This window comes from Micromonospora psammae, from assembly GCF_036902725.1.
Taxonomy (GTDB): domain Bacteria; phylum Actinomycetota; class Actinomycetes; order Mycobacteriales; family Micromonosporaceae; genus Micromonospora.
Map to the genome: position 1 here is coordinate 78,135 of NZ_JBAKHM010000001.1, position 19,555 is coordinate 97,689.

Consider the following 19,555-nt stretch of genomic DNA (forward strand, 5'->3'; position numbering starts at 1 on the left):
GGTCAGTGGCCGAGGAGGCGGGAGAAGGCGGCGGCGCGGCGCGAGGGGCGGCCGGAGCGGGCCTCCGCCCGGTCGGCGGAGAACATCAGCTTCAGGCCGGCGTTGACGGCGAGCCAGCGCAGCGGCTCCGGTTCCCACCGGGGGGAGCGGTGGTTCACCCAGGGGAGCCGCACGAGGTCGCTCTCCTCGCCCCGGATCAGGTCGGCCAGGGTACGGCCGGCGAGGTTGCTGGTGCCCACGCCGTCGCCGACGTAGCCGCCCGCCCAGCCCAACCCGGACCGGTCCAGCCCGACCGAGGCGGACCAGTCCCGGGCCACGCCGAGCGGCCCGCCCCAGGCGTGGCTGACCGGCACCTCCGGGCCGAGCACCGGGAAGAGTTCGCCGAGCACCCGGCGCAGCGCGGCGAAGACCCGCGGCTCCCGGTCGTGGCCGGGGGTGACCCGGGAGCCGAAGTGGTAGGGCGCGCCCCGCCCACCGAAGGCGAGCCGGCCGTCGGCGGTGCGCTGGCCGTAGATGATGACGTGCCGGTAGTCGGAGAAGGTCTCCCGCTCGGCCAGCCCGATCCGCGCCCAGGTCTCCTCCGGCAGCGGCTCGGTGGCCACCATCAGCGAGTAGACCGGGGCGACGGCGCGACGCTGCCCGGGCAGCCCCGGCGTGTACCCCTCGGTGGCGCGGACCACGACCGGCGCCCGGACGGTGCCGTGCGGGGTCACCGCCACACCGGGCCGGACCGCCGTCACCGGCGTCCGCTCGAACACCGTCACCCCGCGGCGTTCCACCGCCTCGGCCAGCCCGCGGACCAGCCGGGCCGGGTGCACGGCGGCGCAGTGCGGGGTGTACGTCCCACCGCGTACCCCCTCGGCGGCACACCGGCCGGCGGCCTCGGCGGCGTCGAGCAGCACCAGGTCGTCGTCGGCCAGGCCGTGCGCGCGGGCCTCGGCGACGGCGGCCCGGGCCCGGCCGAGCTGGACCTCGCTGCGGGCGAGCACCACCGTCCCGCCGGGCTGCCAGTCACAGTCGATCCCCTCGGCGGCGACCACCCGGCCCACCTCGCGGACGGTCTCCTGCATGGCCCGCTGCATGGCCAGGGCCCGGTCCCGGCCGTGCCGGCGGGCCAGCGCGGGCAGCGAGGTGGGGAAGAGCGCCGTGCACCAGCCGCCGTTACGGCCGGAGGCGCCGTACCCGGCGATCTCGGCCTCCAGCACGGTGATCCGCAGCGTCGGATCGGCCACCGCCAGGTAGTACGCCGTCCACAGCCCGGTGTAGCCGGCCCCGACGATCACCACGTCCGCGTCGCGGTCGCCGGGCAGCGCGCCGCGCGGGGTCAACGGCTCGTCCACGCTGGACAGCCAGTACGACAGCTCCCGGTAGCCCGTCACCACTGCGGTGCGGGCAGGTCGTGGCGCAGGCGGGGATCGGGCTGCGGAGCGCCGAGCGTCTCGACGACCGGCACCACGCCCGCCCAGACCGGCTGGTCCAGGTCGTCGTCCGGGTCGTCGGGCGGCCCGGCGCTGACCTTCACCGAGCACTCGTCCAGCGGCAGGGCGAGCACCAGCGTGGCGGCCAGCTCCTTCGCCGACGGCGGCCGGATCTCCGCCCAGCGGCCGGGCAGCAGGTGCGCGGTGAGCCGTTCGAGCGCGGCCAGCTTCTCCTCGCCGTCGAGCGCGGTCAGCGCGCCGAGCACCATGGCGCACCGGTAGTTCATCGAGGACGCGAAGGCGCTGCGGGCCAGCACCAGGCCGTCGAGCAGGGTGACGGTCAGGCAGGCCGGCGCGCCGGCGAGCAGGTGCCGGAAGAGCCGGCTGCCGGTGGAGCCGTGCACCAGCACCCGGTCGCCGTCGCGCGCGTACGACACCGGCAGCGCGTACGGCTGCCCGGCTTCGGCGATGGCCAGGTGCCCGACCCGGCCGGCGTCGAGGACGGCGTGCAGGACGGCCCGGTCCGCGACGGCGAGTTCGGGCAGCCGGCGTACCCGGGTCCGGTCGGTCCCCCCGACGGCGCGGGGCCGGTGCTCGCCGTCGCGAGACCCGGCCCCGTCCGACGTCGACCCGTCCCCGGTCACAGGCGCGCCCATGCCTCGGTCAGCACCGCGCGGAGGATCTGCTCGATCTCGTCGAACTGCTGCTGCTCGGCGATCAGCGGCGGGGCGAGCTGGATCACCGGGTCGCCCCGGTCGTCGGCCCGGCAGTAGAGACCGGCCTGGAAGAGCGCGCTGGAGAGGAAGCCGCGCAGCAGCCGCTCCGACTCCGCCTCGTCGAAAGTCTCCCGGGTCGCCCTGTCCTTGACCAGCTCGATGCCGTAGAAGTACCCGTCGCCCCGCACGTCGCCGACGATCGGCAGGTCGTACAGCTTCTCCAGGGTGGACCGGAAGGCGTCCTCGTTGGCGCGGACGTGTCCGATGAGGTCCTCGCGGGCGAAGACCTCGAGGTTGGCCAGGGCCACCGCGCAGGAGACCGGGTGCCCGCCGAAGGTCACCCCGTGGGCGAACATGCCGGTCTCGGTGAGGAACGGCTCCATCAACCGGTCGCTGGCGATCATCGCGCCGAGCGGGGCGTACCCGGAGGTGATGCCCTTGGCGGTGGTGATGATGTCGGGCTGGTAGCCGTACCGGACGGCGCCGAAGTACTCGCCGAGCCGGCCCCAGGAGCAGATCACCTCGTCGGAGACGAGCAGCACGTCGTACTCGTCGCAGATCTCCCGGACCCGCTCGAAGTAGCCGGGCGGCGGCGGGAAGCAGCCGCCGGAGTTCTGCACGGGCTCCAGGAAGACCGCGGCGACGGTGTCGGGCCCCTCCCGCTCGATGGCGCGGCGGATCTCCTCCGCCGCCCAGCGGCCGAACGCCTCGGGCGAGTCGCCGTGCTCGGGGGCGCGGTAGAAGTTGGTGTTCGGCACCTTGATGCCGCCCGGGACCAGCGGCTCGAAGTCGCTCTTGATGCCGGGCAGCCCGGTGATCGACAGCGCGCCCATCGAGGTGCCGTGGTACGCGATGTACCGGCTGACCACCTTGTGCTTGTTGGGCTGTCCGGTGCGCTTGAAGTAGGCCCGGGCCAGCTTCCAGGCCGCCTCGACGGCCTCGGAACCGCCGGTGGTGAAGAAGACCCGGTTCAGGTCGCCGGGGGTGAGCGAGGCGATCTTCTCGGCCAGCTCGACGGCCTTGGGGTGGGCGTACGACCAGAGCGGGAAGTAGGCCAGCTCGCCGGCCTGCTTGGCGGCCGCCTCGGCCAGCTCGGTGCGGCCGTGGCCGGCGTTGACGACGAAGAGCCCGGCGAGCCCGTCGAGGTAGCGGCGGCCCTGGGAGTCCCAGACGTACGCGCCCTCACCGCGGACGATGGTCGGTACCTCACCGGCGGAGTAGCTCGCCATCCGGGTGAAGTGCATCCAGAGGTGGTCGGTGGCGTTGGCCATGTCAGCCCCATCGGGTCTCGGGCCGGATCAGGGGGTGGCACCGGCCGCTCTGCCCACGGTTATCGCACAGTCTGACGGCGCAAAGCAAGTGGGATCGGCAGTGAATCGTCTCCGGGGCAACGGATTCGGCGACTGCCCACGGCTACCACCACGGAATCCGTACAGGCCGGCGGTCGTCGGTCAGGCCGTGCCCCAGCTGTAGGTCTGCTTGCGCAGCTTGAGGTAGACGAACGCCTCGGTGGCCAGCACCCCTTCGACGGCGCGCAGCCGTTGCAGGATCTCCAGCAGGTGGGCGTCGTTGCGGCAGACCACCTCGGCCAGCAGGTCGAACGAGCCAGCGGTGATCACCACGTAGTCGATCTCGTCGAACTCGGCCAGCCGGTCGGCCACCGCCTCCAGGTCGCCGTCGGTGCGCAGGCCGATCATGGCCTGCCGGGGGAAGCCCAGCTGGAGCGGGTCGGTCACCGCGACGATCTGCATCACCCCGGCGTCGAGCAGCCGCTGCACCCGCTGGCGTACCGCCGCCTCGGAGAGCCCGACCGCCTTGCCGATGGTGGCGTACGGTCGCCGGCCGTCCTCCTGGAGCTGCTCGATGATCTGCTTCGCCACGTCGTCGAGCAGAGCGTGACTCGCGCCCTCACGCACGGTGACGCGGCGCGCGCCGTTGCCGTTCTCCTGCTGCCGGTTGGTCATCGATCGCTCCCCATGTCCGTTTCCAGGGCTGAGCCTAGTGCCACCGCGCAGTCTGGCGTAATTCGTCGTGTGAAGCTATTCCGGCAACGGAATCCCTTGTAAGGAAGGTCACCTCATGTCAGGATCAGTCGTCCCTGGCCCCTGACCTCCCCCGCCGGCGCGTCACCCCCGTCCCTGCCGCCGACGGACGACCCCCTAGGAGTCGTCAATGCGCACTCCCCTCAGGCCCCTCAGCCGGCGTGGACTGCTCACCGGCACCCTCTCCTCGGCCGCCCTGCTCGCCGCGGGCGGCGCGCTCGCCGGCTGCGGCACCAAGGCCGCGACCCAGACCGAGGAAGGCTGCAAGAGCGAGGACCTCTCCGGCGCCGAGAAGAAGCTCGCCTTCTCCAACTGGCCCCAGTACATGGACGTGGACGAGAAGGACGAGTCGAAGCGGCCCAGCCTGGACGCCTTCATCGCCAAGACCGGCATCCAGGTCACGTACACCGAGGACATCAACGACAACAACGAGTTCTTCGGCAAGGTGCAGAACCAGCTGGCCGGCTGTCAGGCCACCGGGCGGGACATCATCGTCCTCACCGACTGGATGGCCGCCCGGATGATCCGCCTCGGCTGGATCCAGAAGCTCGACCCCGCGAAGATCCCGAACGTGACGGCGAACCTGCTGCCGTCGCTGCTCAACCGCCCCTTCGACCCGGAGAACCGGATCTCCATCCCGTGGCAGTCGGGCCTCGCCGGCCTGGCCTACAACGGCAACGTCACCAAGGAGATCCGCACCGTCGACGAACTGCTCACCCGCCCCGACCTCAAGGGCAAGGTGACCGCGCTGAGCGAGATGCGGGACACCATGGGCCTGCTGCTGCAGTCCAACGGCCACGACCCGGCCAACTTCACCGCCGCCCAGTTCGACGACGCGCTCAACAAGCTCAAGAAGGCCGTCGACTCGGGGCAGATCCGCAAGTTCACCGGCAACGACTACGCCCCCGACCTGGCCAAGGGCGACATCGCCGCGTGCATCGGCTGGTCCGGCGACGTCATCCAGCTCACCGGCGAGGACGAGAAGATCAAGTTCGTGGCGCCGGACTCGGGCGTCTTGCTCTTCAGCGACAACATGATGGTGCCGAACAAGGCCACCCACAAGGGCAACGCCGAAGAGCTGATCAACTACTACTACGACCCGGCCGTGGCCGCGAAGCTCGCCGCGTACGTCAACTACATCTGCCCGGTCAAGGGTGCCCAGGCCGAGATGGAGAAGATCGACCCGGAGCTGGCCGCCAACCCGCTGATCTTCCCGGACGAGACCCTGCTGTCGAAGTCCAAGGTCTTCATGGCCCTGGACGAGAAGCAGGAGAAGGAGTACGAGTCCAAGTTCCAGCAGGTCATCGGGGCGTGAGGACGATGGGACACGAGTCACCGGCCGGCGACCTGAGGCTGGCCCACCTGACCAAGCGGTTCGGCGTCTTCACCGCGGTGGACGACCTCAACCTGACCATCCCGCAGGGCTCCTTCTTCGCCCTGCTCGGCGCGTCCGGCTGCGGCAAGACCACCACCCTGCGGATGATCGCCGGCCTGGAGGAACCGACCAGCGGTCAGGTGCTGCTCGGCGACCGGGACATCGCCCGGCTGCGGCCGTACCGACGGCCGGTGAACACCGTGTTCCAGAGCTACGCGCTCTTCCCGCACCTCGACATCGCCGAGAACGTCGCCTTCGGGCTGCGCCGGCGCGGCATCCGCAAGGTGGACGACCAGGTCCAGCGGATGCTGTCGCTGGTGCAGCTCGACGGCTACGGCCGGCGCCGCCCGGCCCAGCTCTCCGGCGGGCAGCAGCAGCGGGTCGCGCTGGCCCGCGCCCTGATCAACCACCCGCAGGTGCTGCTGCTCGACGAGCCGCTCGGCGCGCTCGACCTGAAGCTGCGCCGGCAGATGCAGATCGAGCTGAAGCGGATCCAGACCGAGGTCGGCATCACCTTCGTGCACGTCACCCACGACCAGGAGGAGGCCATGACCATGGCTGACACGGTCGCGGTGATGAACGCCGGGCAGATCGAGCAGCTCGGCGCCCCGGCCGACCTCTACGAGTACCCGGCCACCGCCTTCGTGGCGAACTTCCTCGGCCAGTCCAACCTGCTCGCCGCCGAGGCCGCCGGCCCCGCCGGGTCCGAGGTGCCGGTCACCGCCCACGGTGCCCGCCTCTCCGTGCCAGCCGACCGTGCCCGCGTCGACCGGGGCCCGGTCTACCTGGGGGTACGCCCGGAGAAGCTCCACCTGGTCGGCTCCGCCGACCAGGTGCCCAGTGGCCACCAGCACGTCACCGGTGTGGTCACCGACGCCTCCTACGTGGGGGTCAGCACCCAGTACCTGGTGCGCACCGGCTGGGGGAGCGAGCTCTCCGCGTTCGCGGCCAACAGCGGGCTCGGCGGCCAGCTCCCGGTCGGCACCTCGGTGGTGGGGCACTGGGACCCGCGGCACGCCTTCCTGCTGCCCCGCGAGCCGGGCGAGCAGGACCGCACCAGCCCGCTGCTCGACGAGCCGGTCGGGGCGTCGTCGTGACGGCTCTCGCCCACGTACCCACCCCGTCGGGCCCGGCGGCCCCGGCGCCACCACCCCGGCGGGGTCGACGACGGCTGCTGCCGTACCTGCTGCTGGTGCCCGGCGCGGCCTGGCTCTTCGTCTTCTTCGCCGTGCCGCTGTTCCAGCTCGCCGCCGCCAGCCTCTACGACCCCAGCGGCTCGCTCTCCACCGGGTACGCGCTGACCTGGGCGTTCGGCAACTACCCGGAGGCGTTGCAGGCGTACTGGCCGCAGTTCGCCCGGTCCTTCGCCTACGCCGGGATCGCGCTGGTGCTGGCCCTGCTGATGGGCTACCCGCTGGCGTACGCGATCGCCCAGAAGGCCGGCCGGTGGAAGAACCTGCTGCTGGTCTGCGTGATCGCCCCGATGTTCACCAGCTTCCTGGTCCGCACCCTGGCCTGGAAGACCATCCTGTCGGACAACGGCGCGCTGGTCGGGGTGCTGCGCGACGTGCACCTGCTCGCCCCGGACGGCCGGCTGCTGGCCACCCCGATCGCGGTGGTGCTCGGCCTGACGTACAACTTCCTGCCCTTCCTGGTACTGCCGCTGTACGCGAGCCTGGAACGGCTGGACCCCCGGCTGCTGGAGGCGGCGAGCGACCTGTACGCCAGTCCGGTGCAGGCGTTCCGCCGGGTCACCCTGCCGCTGTCGATGCCCGGCCTGATCGCCGGCACGCTGCTCTTCTTCATCCCGGCCACCGGTGACTACATCAACGCGGAGCTGCTCGGCACGCCCAACGAGTACATGATCGGCAACGTCATCGACTCGGCGTTCCTGGTCCGGCTCGACTACCCGCAGGGCGCGGCGCTGTCGTTCCTGCTGATGGCGGCGATCCTCGCGGTGGTCTTCGTGTACCTGCGCCGGGCCGGCACGGAGGAGGTGCTGTGAGCGCGAGGAGTGCAGCGGAGCGGAGCCCCGCAGTCGCGAACGGAGGGCGAGCGCTGTGAGGGTGTCCCGTTGGTTGGCCGACCGTTGGGTGATGGGCGTGGCCCTGCTGGTCCTCGGCTACCTCGCCCTGCCGATCCTGGTGGTCGCCGGCCTCTCCTTCAACCGCCCGTCCAGCCGCCTGTCGTACGACTTCCACGAGTTCACCCTGGACAACTGGCGACAGCCCTGCGCCAGCTCGGACATGTGCGACGCGGTGCTGCGCAGCGTGCAGATCGGCTTCATCGCGACGCTCGTCGCCACCGTGCTCGGCACCCTGATGGCCTTCGCCCTGGTCCGGCACCGGTTCCGCGGCCGGTCCGGGCTCAACGTGCTGATCTTCCTGCCGATGGCCACCCCGGAGCTGGTGATGGGCACCTCGCTGCTCGCCCTCTTCGTCTCCGCCGGGGTGCCGCAGGGCTTCTGGACCATCGTCATCGCCCACGTCATGTTCTGTGTGTCGTTCGTGGTGGTCACGGTCAAGGCCCGGCTCGCCGGGATGGACCGGCGGCTGGAGGAGGCCGCGATGGACCTCTACGCCAGCGAGTGGCAGACCTTCCGGCGGATCACCCTGCCGCTGGTGCTGCCCGGGATCGTGGCCGCCGCGCTGCTCGCCTTTTCGCTCAGCTTCGACGACTTCATCATCACGAACTTCAACGCCGGCACCACCGTCACCTTCCCGATGTACGTCTGGGGCGCCGCCCAGCGGGGCATCCCGCCGCAGGTCAACGTCATCGGCACGGCGATGTTCGGCATCGCGCTGCTGCTGGTCGGGGTCAGCTCGCTGCGTGGCCGGCGAGCCCGACGCAGCCACCTCGCGGCCGCCCCGGCGGCCGGCCAGCGGGCGAAGAGCCCGTCATGACCCTCCCGCATACCGGCCGGGCGCTCGCCGACGCGGCGCCCGTCCCCTACTGGCTCGACCGCCCGGAACGGCCCGACCCGCTGCCGCCGCTGCACGGTACGCACGCCGCCGACCTGCTGGTCGTCGGCGGCGGCTACAGCGGACTCTGGGCGGCGCTGCTCGCCAAGCAGGACCACCCCGACCGGGACGTGCTGCTGGTCGAGGCGGGTACCTGCGGCTGGGCGGCGTCCGGGCGCAACGGCGGCTTCTGCGCCGCCTCGTTGACCCATGGGCTGGCCAACGGGGTGGACCGGTTCCCCGACGAGATCGACCAGCTGGAACGGCTCGGCCGGGAGAACCTGGACGCCATCGGAGAGACCGTCGCCCGGTGCGGCATCGACTGCGACTTCGAGCGCACCGGCGAGCTGGCGGTGGCGGTGGCCCCGTACCAGCTCGCCGGGCTCGCCTCCGACGCCGAGCTGGCCCGCCGGTACGGCCGCCGGGTCCGGCTGCTCGACGCCGACGAGGTGCGCGCCGAGGTTGACTCACCGACGTACCTCGGCGGACTGTGGGACTCCGACCGGGTGGCCATGCTCGACCCGGCCCGGCTGGCCTGGGGACTGCGGCGGGCCTGCCGGGAGCTCGGCGTGCGGATCCACGAGCACACCCGGGTGACCGGCCTGCGCCGCGACGGTCACACGCTGCGGGCCAGCACGGCCGGTGGACCCGACGCCGCCCCCGGGTCCGTGCGGGCCCGGCAGGTGGTGCTGGCCACCAACGCCTTCCCGCCGCTACTGCGCCGGCTGCGCGCCTGGCTCGTGCCGGTCTACGACTACGCGCTGATGACCGAGCCGCTCACCGCGGCCCAGCGGGACGCGATCGGCTGGCGGAACCGGCAGGGCCTCGCGGACACCGGCAACCAGTTCCACTACTACCGGATCACCGCCGACGGGCGGATCCTCTTCGGCGGCTACGACGCGGTCTACCACTACGGCAACCGGATGGCGCCGGAGCTGGAGCAGCGCCCGGCCACCTTCACCGCGCTCGCCGAACACTTCTTCACCACCTTCCCGCAGCTCGCCGAGGTGCGCTTCAGCCACCGCTGGGGCGGGGTGATCGACACCTGCACCCGGTTCTGCCCCTTCTTCGGCACCGCGTACGACGGCCGGTTGGCGTACGCGGCCGGCTTCACCGGGCTCGGCGTCGGCGCCACCCGGTTCGGCGCCCGGGTGATGCTCGACCTGCTGGGCGGCGAGGAGACCCCGCTGACCGGGCTCGACCTGGTCCGCAGCACCCCGCTGCCGTTCCCGCCGGAGCCCGTCCGGGCCGCCGGCATCAACCTCACCCGCTGGTCGCTGGCCCGCGCCGATGCGCGCGACGGCCGGCGCAACCTGTGGCTCCGTACTCTCGATCGTCTTGGTTTGGGGTTTGATTCCTGATGCGCATCCTGCTCGTCGGCGCCGGCGGTGTCGGCTCCGCCGCGGTCGCCATCGCCGCCCGCCGCTCCTTCTTCGAGACCATGGTCGTCGCCGACCACGACCTGAGCCGCGCCGAACGCGCCGTGGCCGGGCACGGTGACCGGTTCGTCGCCGCGAAGGTCGACGCCTCCTCGGCCGACGCGGTCGCCGCGCTCTGCCGGGAGCACCGGATCACCCACGTGCTCAACGCGGTCGACCCGCGCTTCGTCATGCCGATCTTCGACGGCGCCTTCGCCGCCGGGGTCGACTACCTGGACATGGCGATGTCGCTGTCCCACCCGCACCTCTCGCGGCCCTACGCCGAGACGGGGGTGAAGCTCGGCGACGAGCAGTTCGCCGCCGCCGACCGCTGGTCCGCGGCAGGGCGCCTGGCGCTCTGCGGCATCGGCATCGAACCCGGCCTCTCCGACGTCTTCGCCCGCTACGCCGCCGACGAGCTGTTCAGCGAGATCGACGAGATCGGGGTACGCGACGGCGCGAACCTCACCGTCGACGGGTACGACTTCGCGCCGTCCTTCTCCATCTGGACCACCATCGAGGAGTGCCTGAACCCGCCGGTGATCTGGGAGGAGGGCCGGGGCTGGTACACCACCGAACCGTTCAGCGAGCCGGAGGTCTTCGACTTCCCCGCGGGCATCGGCCCGGTCGAGTGCGTCAACGTGGAGCACGAGGAGGTGCTGCTGATACCGCGCTGGGTGAAGGCGAAGCGGGTCACCTTCAAGTACGGCCTCGGCGACGAGTTCATCGAGGTGCTGAAGGTGCTGCACAAGCTCGGCCTGGACGCGGTGGCTCCCGTCCACGTCGGGGGCGTCCCGGTCTCCCCGCGTGACGTCGTCGCGGCCTGCCTGCCCGACCCGGCCACCCTGGGGGACCGGATGCGCGGCAGGACCTGCGCCGGGACGTACGTGACCGGCCTCGGCACCGACGGCGCCCCGCGCCGGGTCTACCTGTACCACGTCGTCGACAACGAGTGGTCCATGCGGGAGTACGGTCACCAGGCCGTCGTCTGGCAGACCGCGATCAACCCGGTGGTGGCCCTGGAGCTGCTCGCCGACGGCGCCTGGTCCGGCGTCGGGGTGCTCGGCCCGGAGGCGCTGCCGCCGCGTCCCTTTCTCGACCTGCTCACCGCGTACGGCTCGCCGTGGGGAATGGAGGAGCGATGATCCGCTACGGCCCGATGTTCGGCCCCGACATCACCTTCCTCGGGGTGGACCGCTGCACCCTCGACGACCCGTCGTCGTACGCCGACGCCGACATCGTCATCGTGGGGGCCCCCTTCGACGGCGGCACCTCGCACCGGCCGGGCACCCGGTTCGGCCCGTCCGCCATCCGCCAGGCCTGCTACCTGCCGCACGACGGCTCCCGGCCGTCCCTGGCGCTGCGCGTCGACGGGCTGCGCGACCTGCGCGTCTACGACGCCGGCGACGTGGAGATGTTCTCCGGCGACATCGAGCGGTCGTTGGCGGCACTGGAGGCGGCCGTGTACGCCGTCGCCTCCGCCGGCGCCATCCCGATCGTGCTCGGCGGCGACCACTCCATCGCCCTGCCCGACGCCACCGGCGTGGCCCGGCAGCACGGACTGGGCCGGGTGTCGCTGGTGCACTTCGACGCGCACGCCGACACCGGGCACATCGAGTTCGGCTCCCTGCACGGGCACGGCCAGCCGATGCGCCGGCTCATCGAGTCCGGCGCGGTACGCGGCGACCGTTTCCTCCAGATCGGCCTGCGCGGCTACTGGCCGGACCCGCCCACCCTGGAGTGGATGGCGCAGCAGCGGATGCGCTCCTACGAGATGACCGAGCTGGTCTCCCGGGGGCTCGACACCTGTCTCACCGAGGCGTTCGAGATCGCGACCGACGAGTGCGAGGGCGTCTTCCTCTCCGTCGACGTGGACGTGGTCGACCCGGGCATGGCGCCGGGCACCGGCACCCCCGAGCCGGGCGGACTGACCTCGCGGCAGCTGCTCGACGCGGTCCGCCGGGTCTGCTACGAGCTGCCGGTCGTCGGGGTGGACGTGGTGGAGGTCGCCCCGCCGTACGACCACGCCGACATCACCGCGTACCTGGGCAACCGGGTGGTCCTGGAGGCGCTGTCGGCGATCGCCCGCCGCCGCCGCGACGCGGCCGGCGGCCCACCCTGGGATCCACGTCAGCCCCTGCTGGACGCCCGCTGAAGGAGCGACTGTCGATGGCGACGAACTCGGAGGACGCGATTCACGGCCTCCTGCTGAGGAGCATGTTGCCACTCCTGGTCACGACGCCGGGTTCCTCGCCGTCGCGCGGTCCGCGGCTTCGCGGAGTGGTCCGCTCGCGCCGGGCGCATTCGCGGGTGGCGCTCTCCATGGACGAGCGGATGACGACCGGGGTGGCGGCGGAGTTCGCGCTGCCGGACCTGGTCCGGGACGGGCGCCTGGTCGGCGTCGGCGCCGCTGTCGACCTGATCAGAACCACCTTCGCGGTCGGCCTGGAGCAGTACCTGGTGACGTCGACGCTGGTGCGGGACAGTCATCACAACGTGATCGTCCCGGTCTCGGCGGCCCAACTGGCCGAGAGCATGGAGGCGGACGTGCCCGACCTCGGCCTGTTCCAGTTGTTCAGCCAGTTCGCCCACGGCGGCGACCCGCCCTGGTTCACCGACGTGTACGAGTTCACCGGGTTCATGCTCCAGCCGAACGACAGGTGCCGGATCTACCTCCGGGTCGGTGGGAACGGGGAGGTCCACGGCATCGACATCCCCCTGACGCACGCCGACGGGAGAGCCATCTACGGCCTCGCTGGCAGCCTCGTCCAGGAGCTGGCGACTCTCGTGCGAGTGGGAGACCTGTCGATCCAGCCGAAGATCGACCGCCACGACGACTACTGCGGCACTGTCTTCGACATGTCCGAGTGGGTGGACCCTCCTGCCCCGGCCTTCCCTCCTTCGGGCGTGGTCTCCGACTCGAGCTGACCGCGGTCGCCCACCACATGTGCATGATCGACGGCGTCGGTGTGGGGACGTAAGGTGCGACGGTGCTGAGTGGTCTGGACGAGGTTGAGTGGGCGGGGCTGTCTCACGCCTACGGGGCGGCCGAGGATACGGCGGGGTTGCTGCGGGCGATGGCGTCGGCCGACGAGGACGAGGCGAGCGAGGCCCTTGAGGAGTTCGTGGGCAGCGTCTTCCACCAGGGCACCGTCTACCCGGCCACCGTCCCGGCCGTGCCGTTCCTGGCCGAGCTGGCGGTGACCGCCCCGCACCAGCGGGCGTCGCTGGTCGCCACCGTGGGCATGCTCGCCGACCCGCACCACGCCTACGGCGACGAGCAGGCGGAGGTGCGCGAGGCGGTACGCGCGCAGGCGGAGCGCTTCCCGCCGTTGCTCGCCGATCCCGACCCCGAGGTCCGGATGTGCGCGGCGTACACCGTGGCGCAGTGCGGCGACCGTCTCCCGGTCGCCCTGCTGCGCGACCGCTGGGCCACCGAGGAGGACCCGGGCGTCCGCGCCTGTCTGGCGCTCGCCCTCGGCCTGCGCGACGCCGCCGGCCACGCCGGCCTGCTGGCCGGCGCGCTCCGCGGCGAAGAGCCGGTGGTCCGCGTCGCCGCCGCCGTCGCGCTGCTGCGGGCCGGCCTGCCCTGGCCCGCCGGGGCGGTCGAGGCACTCGCCGAAGCGCTCGGCCGGGACGCGGAGCTCGACTACGTGTGGCAGCACCACAACGAGGCGGTCGCCGAGCTGGCGCTCGACACCGACGACGAGGTCGTGGCCGACCTGTTCCGGCGGATGCTCGACGCCGGCCCGGACGCCCGCCGCGCCGCCTGTTACGGGATTGGGGTGCGGTGCCGGGCGCGCCGGTCCGCCCCCGCCCTGCTGCTGCCCCTGGTGGGCCGCCTGCTCGACGACCCGGACGAGGACGTACGCGGGGACGCCACCGGTGTGCTCCGCCTCGCCGGCACCGGCGCCGGCGCGTACGCCGACGGGCTGGCCCGGATCGCCGCCGGCTACCCGGAGGTGGCCGACTCGGTGGGCTTCACCCCGCCGCAGCGGGCGACGGAGACGCTGGCCATGCTGGCCGATCCCCGGTGGATCGAGGTGATCTGCGCGGCCTGGACGGCGGGGCACGACGTGCGGATCCCCTACGGCGAACTGCCCTTCGGTACGGCGGTGCTCGCCGCCGCCCGGGAGCGGCTCGCCGACGGCGGCCCGCCGCCGCTGGTGGCCGGGCTGGCCACGCTGATCGGAGGGTGGGGGTCCGCCGCGGCCGCCGCCGCACCGGAGCTGACCGCCGCGCTGCCGGCCGCGCCGGCCCAGGTGTCGGCCGCGCTCGCCGCAATCGGGGTGCTCCCACCGGCGGCCCTGCCCGAGCTGCGGGCCGCCGCGTCGGCCGGCGACCTGACGGCCGGGGTGGCGCTGTGGCGCCTCGCCGGTGCGGCCGACCCGTTGGTGGCCGCCGTCGAGGCGCTACTGGGCAAGGGGCGGGTCGGCAACGACCGCCAGCTGGTGCGGGTCGCCGAGACGGCGGCGGAGGCGCTGGCGCCGCTCGCGCCGACGCTGCGGCCGTACCTGACCGGGGTGGCGCTGCCCACGTACCCGGAGCGGCACGTCCAGGTGGTGGCGGCGCGGATCGTCCACGCGGCCACGGGGGAGACCGCCGCCGTGCTGCCCACCCTCCGGGCGGTGCTGGCCGGCGGTGCCCTGCCCGCGAGCGCCGCCGCCGAGCTGGCCGCCCGGCTGGCCGAGCCTTCGCTGGAGCCGGTGCTGCGGGAGCTCCTCGCCGACCAGTGGGCCCGGGTGGCGGCGGTGCGGGCGCTCTGGCGCCTCGGGGTGCCACCGGATGAGCTCGCCCCGGTGCTGATCCGCGCCCTCGACGACGAGTACGGCGCCCGTGGCGCGCTGCCGCTGCTGGTCGAGATGGACGCGCGCAGTGCGGTGCCGGCGCTGCGCGACCTGGCCGAGCGCGACCGCCGCCTGGTGACCTCCGGCATCGAGCACAACACCGCCTGGCAGGACGATCAACTCCGCCAGGAGCTACACAGGGCCGTCGCAGTCCTCACCGGCTGACCCCACCGGGGCGAGCCGGGAGCGGATGAGGAAGCGAACGCCCTAGGGGCCTCCAGGGAGAAGCCGCTGCCCCGGCCCGGGACCACGTCGACCGTGAGCACCGTGTGGCGCCGGAGCTCCCACTGGGACTTCGACATCCAGAAGTCGACCGGTTCCGGCACCCCGTCGACGGCGAGCGAGGCCAGCAGGACGTCGGACGCTCCGGTGCGGAACTCGCCGGCCGAGCGTTCCCACGACCGCCGGACCACCTCACGGACTCGGCCGGGGGCGGTGCCGCCGGTGAGGAACGCCTCGTGGGCGGCGCCGACCTGCGCGATCCGCTCGGCCGGATCGGCGCCGAACTCCAGGGCGAGCCACGGGTCAGCCATCGGCGACCTCCTCGCGCCCATCGTGACCCAGGCCACCCTCGATCGCCAATACCGGTTGCCCGTGGATCGGTGTCCGTCCATCCTGGGCGTCGCGCAGGGTGCGCGTGCTGGCACGGGAAGGCGGTCGTGATGGTCGGGACGCGGGAACGGATGATGGTGCAGCTCCAGCTGGTCAGCGGCGACCGCCACCTGGTCGCCTGGGTGGCCGACGACCGTCGGGTGCGGGTCGGCGTCGAGCTGTCGCTGCGCGACCACGCCGAGCCGGGGCGGTTCTGGCGGGTCGTCGCCAGGGGCGAGCCGTGCCCGGCCGGCGAGATCAGGCGCGGCTGGCACAACGACATCTGACGACTCCGGGGGCCGCTGCGAGCGCGGCGTGCGGGGCGGCTGCGCGAGTGGAACGACATTGCTGTCCAACGCCCGCCCTGACGTACATGGTGTTCCGCTCGTGGGTCCGGGGCCGCGCCAGTGTGGTGCGGCACCGGCTTTCCTGAAACTTTCCTTCCAGTGAAGCTGAACCCTGCAGCGCCCCCGGGTCGTACCACCTTCCACAGAGCGTCGGACGATGGGAGATGCGGTGAAGGTGCAGCGGAAGCACGTGCTGGCGGCTGGCGTGGCGGTGGTCGCCACGGCGGTGGTGGCGGTCGGGACCGGGTTCGGCTTCGCCGACACCACCGCCGCCCGACCGAGCGCCTGCCCGGGGTCGGTCACCTTCTCGGCCGAGGGCGGCGGGCCGGCGGCGACCAGTGACCGCTTCCCGGTGGGGACGCGGCTGCGGGTGACCAACCTGGACAACGGCAAGGCCGCCACGGTGACGGTGAGCGGCCCGTCGGGCAGCTGCGTGCTGCTCAACGCCGCCGCGATGGACCTGGTCCGCGAGCCCGGCAAGAACGTGATCCGGCGCAACGTGGTGGAGCGCCTCGACGATGGGGCGGCGTCGCCGGCGCGGCCCGGCGCGCAGCCCGGGGAGACCCGACCGGGTGACGCCCGCCCGGGTGCCGGAGCGGCCCGGCCGCCGGCGGCCAGCGCGTGCACCGGCGCGATCACCTTCTCCGCCGAGGGCGGCGCGCCCGCCGCGACGAGTGGCCAGTTCCCGGTCGGCACCCGGTTGCGGGTGACCAACCTGGACAACAACAAGGTGGTGACGGTGACGGTGACCGGACCGTCGGGCAGTTGCGTGCTGCTCAACGCCGCCGCGATGGACCTGATCCGCGAGCCGGGCAAGAACCTGGTCCGCCGCAACACGGTCGAGCTGCTGCGCTGAGCGGGCTCGGCCTGACACGATCGCGCTCGATCGGGGAAGTAGTGGCCTCCGCCGCGAGGGGAGACCACTACTTCCCGGTTGTTGCGCGATCTTCCCCTCAGCCGAAGGCGGCGTCCAGGATGTCCAGGCCGCGGGACAGCTCCTCGTCGGAGATGACCAGCGGGGGCAGGAAGCGCAGCACGTTGCCGTACGTGCCGCAGGTGAGGGTGAGCAGGCCGGCGGCGTGGCAGGCCGCCGAGACCGCCGCCGTGGCGGCCGGGTCGGGAACGAGCGTGCCGGGCTGGACGATCTCCACGGCGAGCATCGCGCCCCGGCCGCGTACCTCGGCGACGCGCGGGTCGCGGGCGGCGACGGCGCGCAGCCGGTCGCCCAGCACCCGCCCGATCCGCCGGGCGGCACCGGCCAGGTCCAGCTCCTGCATGGTCTCGATGGAGGCGAGCGCGGCGGCGCAGGCGATCGGGTTGCCGCCGTACGTGCCGCCGAGACCGCCGACGTGCACGGCGTCCATCAGCGCCGCCCGACCGCTCACCGCGGCCAGCGGCAGGCCACCGGCGATGCCCTTGGCCAGGGTGATCAGGTCCGGCTCGACGCCCTCGTGCTGACAGGCGAACCAGTCGCCGGTGCGGCAGAAGCCGGTCTGGATCTCGTCGGCGATGAAGACCACCCCGGCCGCCGTCGCCCACTCGCGCAGCGCCGGCAGGAACCCTTCCGCCGGTACGACGAACCCGCCCTCGCCCTGGATCGGCTCGATCAGCAGCGCGGCTACGTTCTCCGCGCCGACCTGCTTCTCCACCATCTCGATCGCCCGCGCCGCCGCCTCGGCCCCGGAGAGACCCCCGTCCCGCAGCGGGTACGACATCGGCACCCGGTAGATCTCCCCGGCGAACGGCCCGAACCGGTGCTTGTACGGCATGTTCTTCGCGGTCAACGCCATGGTCAGGTTGGTCCGGCCGTGGTACGCGTGGTCGAAGACCACCACCGCTGGCCGCCCGGTGGCGTGCCGGGCGATCTTCACGGCGTTCTCCACCGCCTCGGCGCCGGAGTTGAACAGCGCCGAACGCTTCTCGAAGTTCCCCGGCGTCAGCGCGTTGAGCTGCTCGCAGACCGCCACGTACGACTCGTACGGTGCGACCATGAAGCAGGTGTGGGTGAAGAGCTCCACCTGCGCCCGCACCGCCTCGACCACCTTCGGGGCGGAGTTGCCCACGTTGGTGACGGCGATGCCGGCGGCGAAGTCGATCCACTCCCGCCCGTCGATGTCGGTGATGGTGCCGCCGCTGGCGCGCTCGACGTACGACGGGATGACGCTGCCGACGCCGCGCGCGACCGCCGCCCCGCGCCGCTTGTGTAGTTCCTCGCTCGACAAGGCTCAGCCCTCTTCCGTTCGCGACTGCGGGGCTCGCAGGCCCGGCTCACTCCTCGCGCTCACCGCTGAGCCCTCGTCCGTTCGCGACTGCGGGGCTCGCAGGCCCGGCTCACTCCTCGCGCTCACCGCTCAGCCCTCGATGTTGTGCATGACGTGCTTGATCCGGGTGTAGTCCTCCAGGCTGTAGACCGAGAGGTCCTTGCCGTGCCCGGAGTGCTTGAAGCCGCCGTGCGGCATCTCGGAGACGAACGGGATGTGGGTGTTCACCCAGACGCAGCCGAAGTCGAGGCGGCGGGTCATCCGCATCGCCCGGCCGTGATCGCGCGTCCACACCGAGGCGGACAGGCCGTAGTCGACGCCGTTGGCCCAGCGCACCGCCTCGTCCTCGTCGGAGAAGCGCTGCACGGTGATGACCGGGCCGAACACCTCGTCCTGGATGATCTCGTCGGCCTGGCGCAGGCCGGAGACCACGGTCGGGGCGTAGAAATAGCCGCGCTCGCCCTGCCGGGAGCCGCCGGTCTCCACGCTGGCGTGGTCGGGCAGCCGGTCGACGAAACCGCTGACCCGGGCGAGCTGGTTGGCGTTGTTCAGCGGCCCGTAGAGCACGTCGGCGTCGTCGGGCGCGCCCGTCTTCGTGTTGCGGGCCTGCTCGGCCAGCGCCGCGACGAAGTCATCGTGGATGCCGGGCCCGGCGAGCACCCGGGTGGCGGCGGTGCAGTCCTGGCCGGCGTTGAAGTAGCCGCCGACCGCGATCGCCTCGGCCGCCGCCGCGACGTCCGCGTCGTCGAAGAGCACCACCGGGGCCTTGCCGCCCAGCTCCAGGTGGGTCCGCTTCAGGTCGGGCGCGGCGGCGGAGGCCACCTCCATGCCCGCGCGGGTCGAGCCGGTGATCGACACCAGCTGCGGGGTCGGGTGCGACACGAGAGTACGACCGGTGTCCCGGTCGCCGCAGACCACGTTGAACACGCCCGGCGGGAAGAACTCCGACGCGATCTCGGCCAGCAGCAGCGTCGACACCGGGGTGGTGTCGGAGGGCTTGAGCACCACCGTGTTGCCGGCGGCCAGCGCCGGGGCGATCTTCCAGACCGCCATCATCAGCGGGTAGTTCCAGGGCGTCACCTGCGCGCAGACGCCGATCGGCTCCCGCCGCACGTACGAGGTGTGCCCGGCCATGTACTCGCCGGCGGAGCGGCCTTCGAGCAGGCGGGCGGCGCCGGCGAAGAAGCGGAACTGGTCCACCGCCGGCGGCAGCTCCTCGTCGGCGGTGAGCTGACGCGGCTTGCCGGTGTTGCGTACCTCGGCGTCGACCAGTTCGGCGGCGCGGGCCTCGACCGCGTCGGCGAGCTTGAGCAGCGCCTTCTGCCGCTCCCCGGGGGTGGTGTCCCGCCAGCCCTCGAAGGCGGTGGCGGCGGCCCGCATGGCCGCGTCCACGTCCGCCGCCCCGGAGACGGGCGCCTGGGCGAAGACCTCGCCGGTGCAGGGGTCGATCAGGTCGGCGTAGCCGCCGTCCACCGGGTCGACGTACTCGCCGTTGACGAAGTTGCGCAGCTGCTGCTGGTCGCTCATGGGGATGTCTCCGAGGGGTGGCCGGGGGATGGTCAGCGGAGGTATTCGCAATC

Annotated in this window: 17 protein-coding genes and 2 pseudogenes; 11 read left to right on the plus strand and 8 right to left on the minus strand. The window is 72.7% G+C overall.

The window, feature by feature from the left end:
• Positions 1 to 2 precede the first annotated feature (2 nt).
• The 4 genes from V6U79_RS00355 to V6U79_RS00370 form a co-directional block, all read right to left on the minus strand.
• Positions 3 to 1,379 carry an NAD(P)/FAD-dependent oxidoreductase gene (locus V6U79_RS00355; RefSeq protein WP_334613037.1) on the minus strand — a complete coding sequence of 459 codons (1,377 nt, stop codon included), beginning with the start codon at positions 1,377 to 1,379 and terminating at the stop codon, positions 3 to 5.
• A complete protein-coding gene (locus V6U79_RS00360; protein WP_334613038.1) occupies positions 1,376 to 2,074 on the minus strand; it encodes a pyridoxamine 5'-phosphate oxidase family protein in 699 nt (232 codons plus the stop codon). The genes V6U79_RS00355 and V6U79_RS00360 overlap by 4 nt, the downstream gene beginning before the upstream one ends.
• Positions 2,059 to 3,405 (minus strand): aspartate aminotransferase family protein, encoded by a 1,347-nt coding sequence (locus tag V6U79_RS00365; protein WP_334613039.1) that lies wholly within the window; start codon positions 3,403 to 3,405, stop codon positions 2,059 to 2,061. Before V6U79_RS00365 ends, V6U79_RS00360 begins: the two co-directional genes overlap by 16 nt.
• Positions 3,406 to 3,585: 180 nt before the next feature.
• Positions 3,586 to 4,098, minus strand: a complete 513-nt coding sequence (locus tag V6U79_RS00370; RefSeq protein ID WP_334519791.1) for an Lrp/AsnC family transcriptional regulator — start codon at positions 4,096 to 4,098, stop codon at positions 3,586 to 3,588.
• Positions 4,099 to 4,306: 208 nt separating this feature from the next.
• On the opposite strand from V6U79_RS00370, the gene V6U79_RS00375 reads away from it, so the two are divergent.
• The 9 genes from V6U79_RS00375 (at position 4,307) to V6U79_RS00415 (ending at position 14,941) form a co-directional block, all read left to right on the plus strand.
• Positions 4,307 to 5,491, plus strand: coding sequence for a polyamine ABC transporter substrate-binding protein (locus V6U79_RS00375; protein ID WP_334613040.1), 1,185 nt, complete (start codon positions 4,307 to 4,309; stop codon positions 5,489 to 5,491).
• A 5-nt stretch (positions 5,492 to 5,496) separates the two neighbouring features.
• Positions 5,497 to 6,648: an ABC transporter ATP-binding protein gene (locus tag V6U79_RS00380; protein ID WP_334613041.1), complete on the plus strand. Its 1,152-nt coding sequence runs from the start codon at positions 5,497 to 5,499 to the stop codon at positions 6,646 to 6,648.
• On the plus strand, positions 6,645 to 7,556 hold the full coding sequence (locus V6U79_RS00385; protein WP_334613042.1) for an ABC transporter permease: 912 nt from the start codon (positions 6,645 to 6,647) through the stop codon (positions 7,554 to 7,556). Before V6U79_RS00380 ends, V6U79_RS00385 begins: the two co-directional genes overlap by 4 nt.
• 55 nt (positions 7,557 to 7,611) lie before the next feature.
• Complete coding sequence (locus V6U79_RS00390; RefSeq protein ID WP_334613043.1) at positions 7,612 to 8,454, plus strand: ABC transporter permease; 843 nt, start codon at positions 7,612 to 7,614, stop codon at positions 8,452 to 8,454.
• A complete protein-coding gene (locus V6U79_RS00395) occupies positions 8,451 to 9,872 on the plus strand; it encodes an NAD(P)/FAD-dependent oxidoreductase (RefSeq protein WP_334613044.1) in 1,422 nt (473 codons plus the stop codon). Before V6U79_RS00390 ends, V6U79_RS00395 begins: the two co-directional genes overlap by 4 nt.
• A complete protein-coding gene (locus V6U79_RS00400; RefSeq protein WP_334613045.1) occupies positions 9,872 to 11,074 on the plus strand; it encodes a saccharopine dehydrogenase family protein in 1,203 nt (400 codons plus the stop codon). Before V6U79_RS00395 ends, V6U79_RS00400 begins: the two co-directional genes overlap by 1 nt.
• Positions 11,071 to 12,084 (plus strand): agmatinase, encoded by a 1,014-nt coding sequence (speB, locus tag V6U79_RS00405; RefSeq protein ID WP_334613046.1) that lies wholly within the window; start codon positions 11,071 to 11,073, stop codon positions 12,082 to 12,084. Before V6U79_RS00400 ends, speB begins: the two co-directional genes overlap by 4 nt.
• Positions 12,085 to 12,239: 155 nt before the next feature.
• Complete coding sequence (locus V6U79_RS00410; RefSeq protein WP_334613047.1) at positions 12,240 to 12,857, plus strand: hypothetical protein; 618 nt, start codon at positions 12,240 to 12,242, stop codon at positions 12,855 to 12,857.
• Between the two features lie 62 nt (positions 12,858 to 12,919).
• A complete protein-coding gene (locus V6U79_RS00415; RefSeq protein ID WP_334613048.1) occupies positions 12,920 to 14,941 on the plus strand; it encodes a HEAT repeat domain-containing protein in 2,022 nt (673 codons plus the stop codon).
• Here V6U79_RS00415 and V6U79_RS00420 read toward each other — a convergent pair.
• Positions 14,909 to 15,162 (minus strand): annotated as a pseudogene (locus tag V6U79_RS00420) (DUF779 domain-containing protein); the annotation flags it as partial. The gene V6U79_RS00415 and the pseudogene V6U79_RS00420 overlap by 33 nt on opposite strands.
• Positions 15,163 to 15,309 (minus strand): annotated as a pseudogene (locus tag V6U79_RS00425) (transcriptional regulator); the annotation flags it as partial.
• A gap of 126 nt (positions 15,310 to 15,435) precedes the next feature.
• Here V6U79_RS00425 and V6U79_RS00430 point away from each other — a divergent pair.
• Both V6U79_RS00430 and V6U79_RS00435 read left to right on the plus strand, forming a co-directional pair.
• Positions 15,436 to 15,654 carry a hypothetical protein gene (locus tag V6U79_RS00430; protein ID WP_334613049.1) on the plus strand — a complete coding sequence of 73 codons (219 nt, stop codon included), beginning with the start codon at positions 15,436 to 15,438 and terminating at the stop codon, positions 15,652 to 15,654.
• A gap of 217 nt (positions 15,655 to 15,871) precedes the next feature.
• Positions 15,872 to 16,570, plus strand: a complete 699-nt coding sequence (locus tag V6U79_RS00435) for an RlpA-like double-psi beta-barrel domain-containing protein (RefSeq protein WP_442933726.1) — start codon at positions 15,872 to 15,874, stop codon at positions 16,568 to 16,570.
• A 97-nt stretch (positions 16,571 to 16,667) separates the two neighbouring features.
• Here V6U79_RS00435 and gabT read toward each other — a convergent pair whose 3' ends face one another.
• Positions 16,668 to 17,936 (minus strand): 4-aminobutyrate--2-oxoglutarate transaminase, encoded by a 1,269-nt coding sequence (gene gabT / locus V6U79_RS00440; protein WP_334613050.1) that lies wholly within the window; start codon positions 17,934 to 17,936, stop codon positions 16,668 to 16,670.
• Between the two features lie 129 nt (positions 17,937 to 18,065).
• Positions 18,066 to 19,502 (minus strand): gamma-aminobutyraldehyde dehydrogenase, encoded by a 1,437-nt coding sequence (locus tag V6U79_RS00445; protein WP_334519761.1) that lies wholly within the window; start codon positions 19,500 to 19,502, stop codon positions 18,066 to 18,068.
• Positions 19,503 to 19,555 lie beyond the last annotated feature (53 nt).

Bases quoted from the DNA above. Each gene is read 5' to 3' on its own strand.
- V6U79_RS00445 (WP_334519761.1), bottom strand. From the start codon at position 19,502: ATGAGCGACCAGCAGCAGCTGCGCAACTTCGTCAACGGCGAGTACGTC.
- V6U79_RS00435 (WP_442933726.1), top strand. From the start codon at position 15,872: ATGGGAGATGCGGTGAAGGTGCAGCGGAAGCACGTGCTGGCGGCTGGC.
- speB (WP_334613046.1), top strand. From the start codon at position 11,071: ATGATCCGCTACGGCCCGATGTTCGGCCCCGACATCACCTTCCTCGGG.
- V6U79_RS00400 (WP_334613045.1), top strand. From the start codon at position 9,872: ATGCGCATCCTGCTCGTCGGCGCCGGCGGTGTCGGCTCCGCCGCGGTC.
- V6U79_RS00370 (WP_334519791.1), bottom strand. From the start codon at position 4,098: ATGACCAACCGGCAGCAGGAGAACGGCAACGGCGCGCGCCGCGTCACC.
- V6U79_RS00365 (WP_334613039.1), bottom strand. From the start codon at position 3,405: ATGGCCAACGCCACCGACCACCTCTGGATGCACTTCACCCGGATGGCG.
- V6U79_RS00375 (WP_334613040.1), top strand. From the start codon at position 4,307: ATGCGCACTCCCCTCAGGCCCCTCAGCCGGCGTGGACTGCTCACCGGC.
- V6U79_RS00360 (WP_334613038.1), bottom strand. From the start codon at position 2,074: ATGGGCGCGCCTGTGACCGGGGACGGGTCGACGTCGGACGGGGCCGGG.
- V6U79_RS00395 (WP_334613044.1), top strand. From the start codon at position 8,451: ATGACCCTCCCGCATACCGGCCGGGCGCTCGCCGACGCGGCGCCCGTC.
- V6U79_RS00380 (WP_334613041.1), top strand. From the start codon at position 5,497: ATGGGACACGAGTCACCGGCCGGCGACCTGAGGCTGGCCCACCTGACC.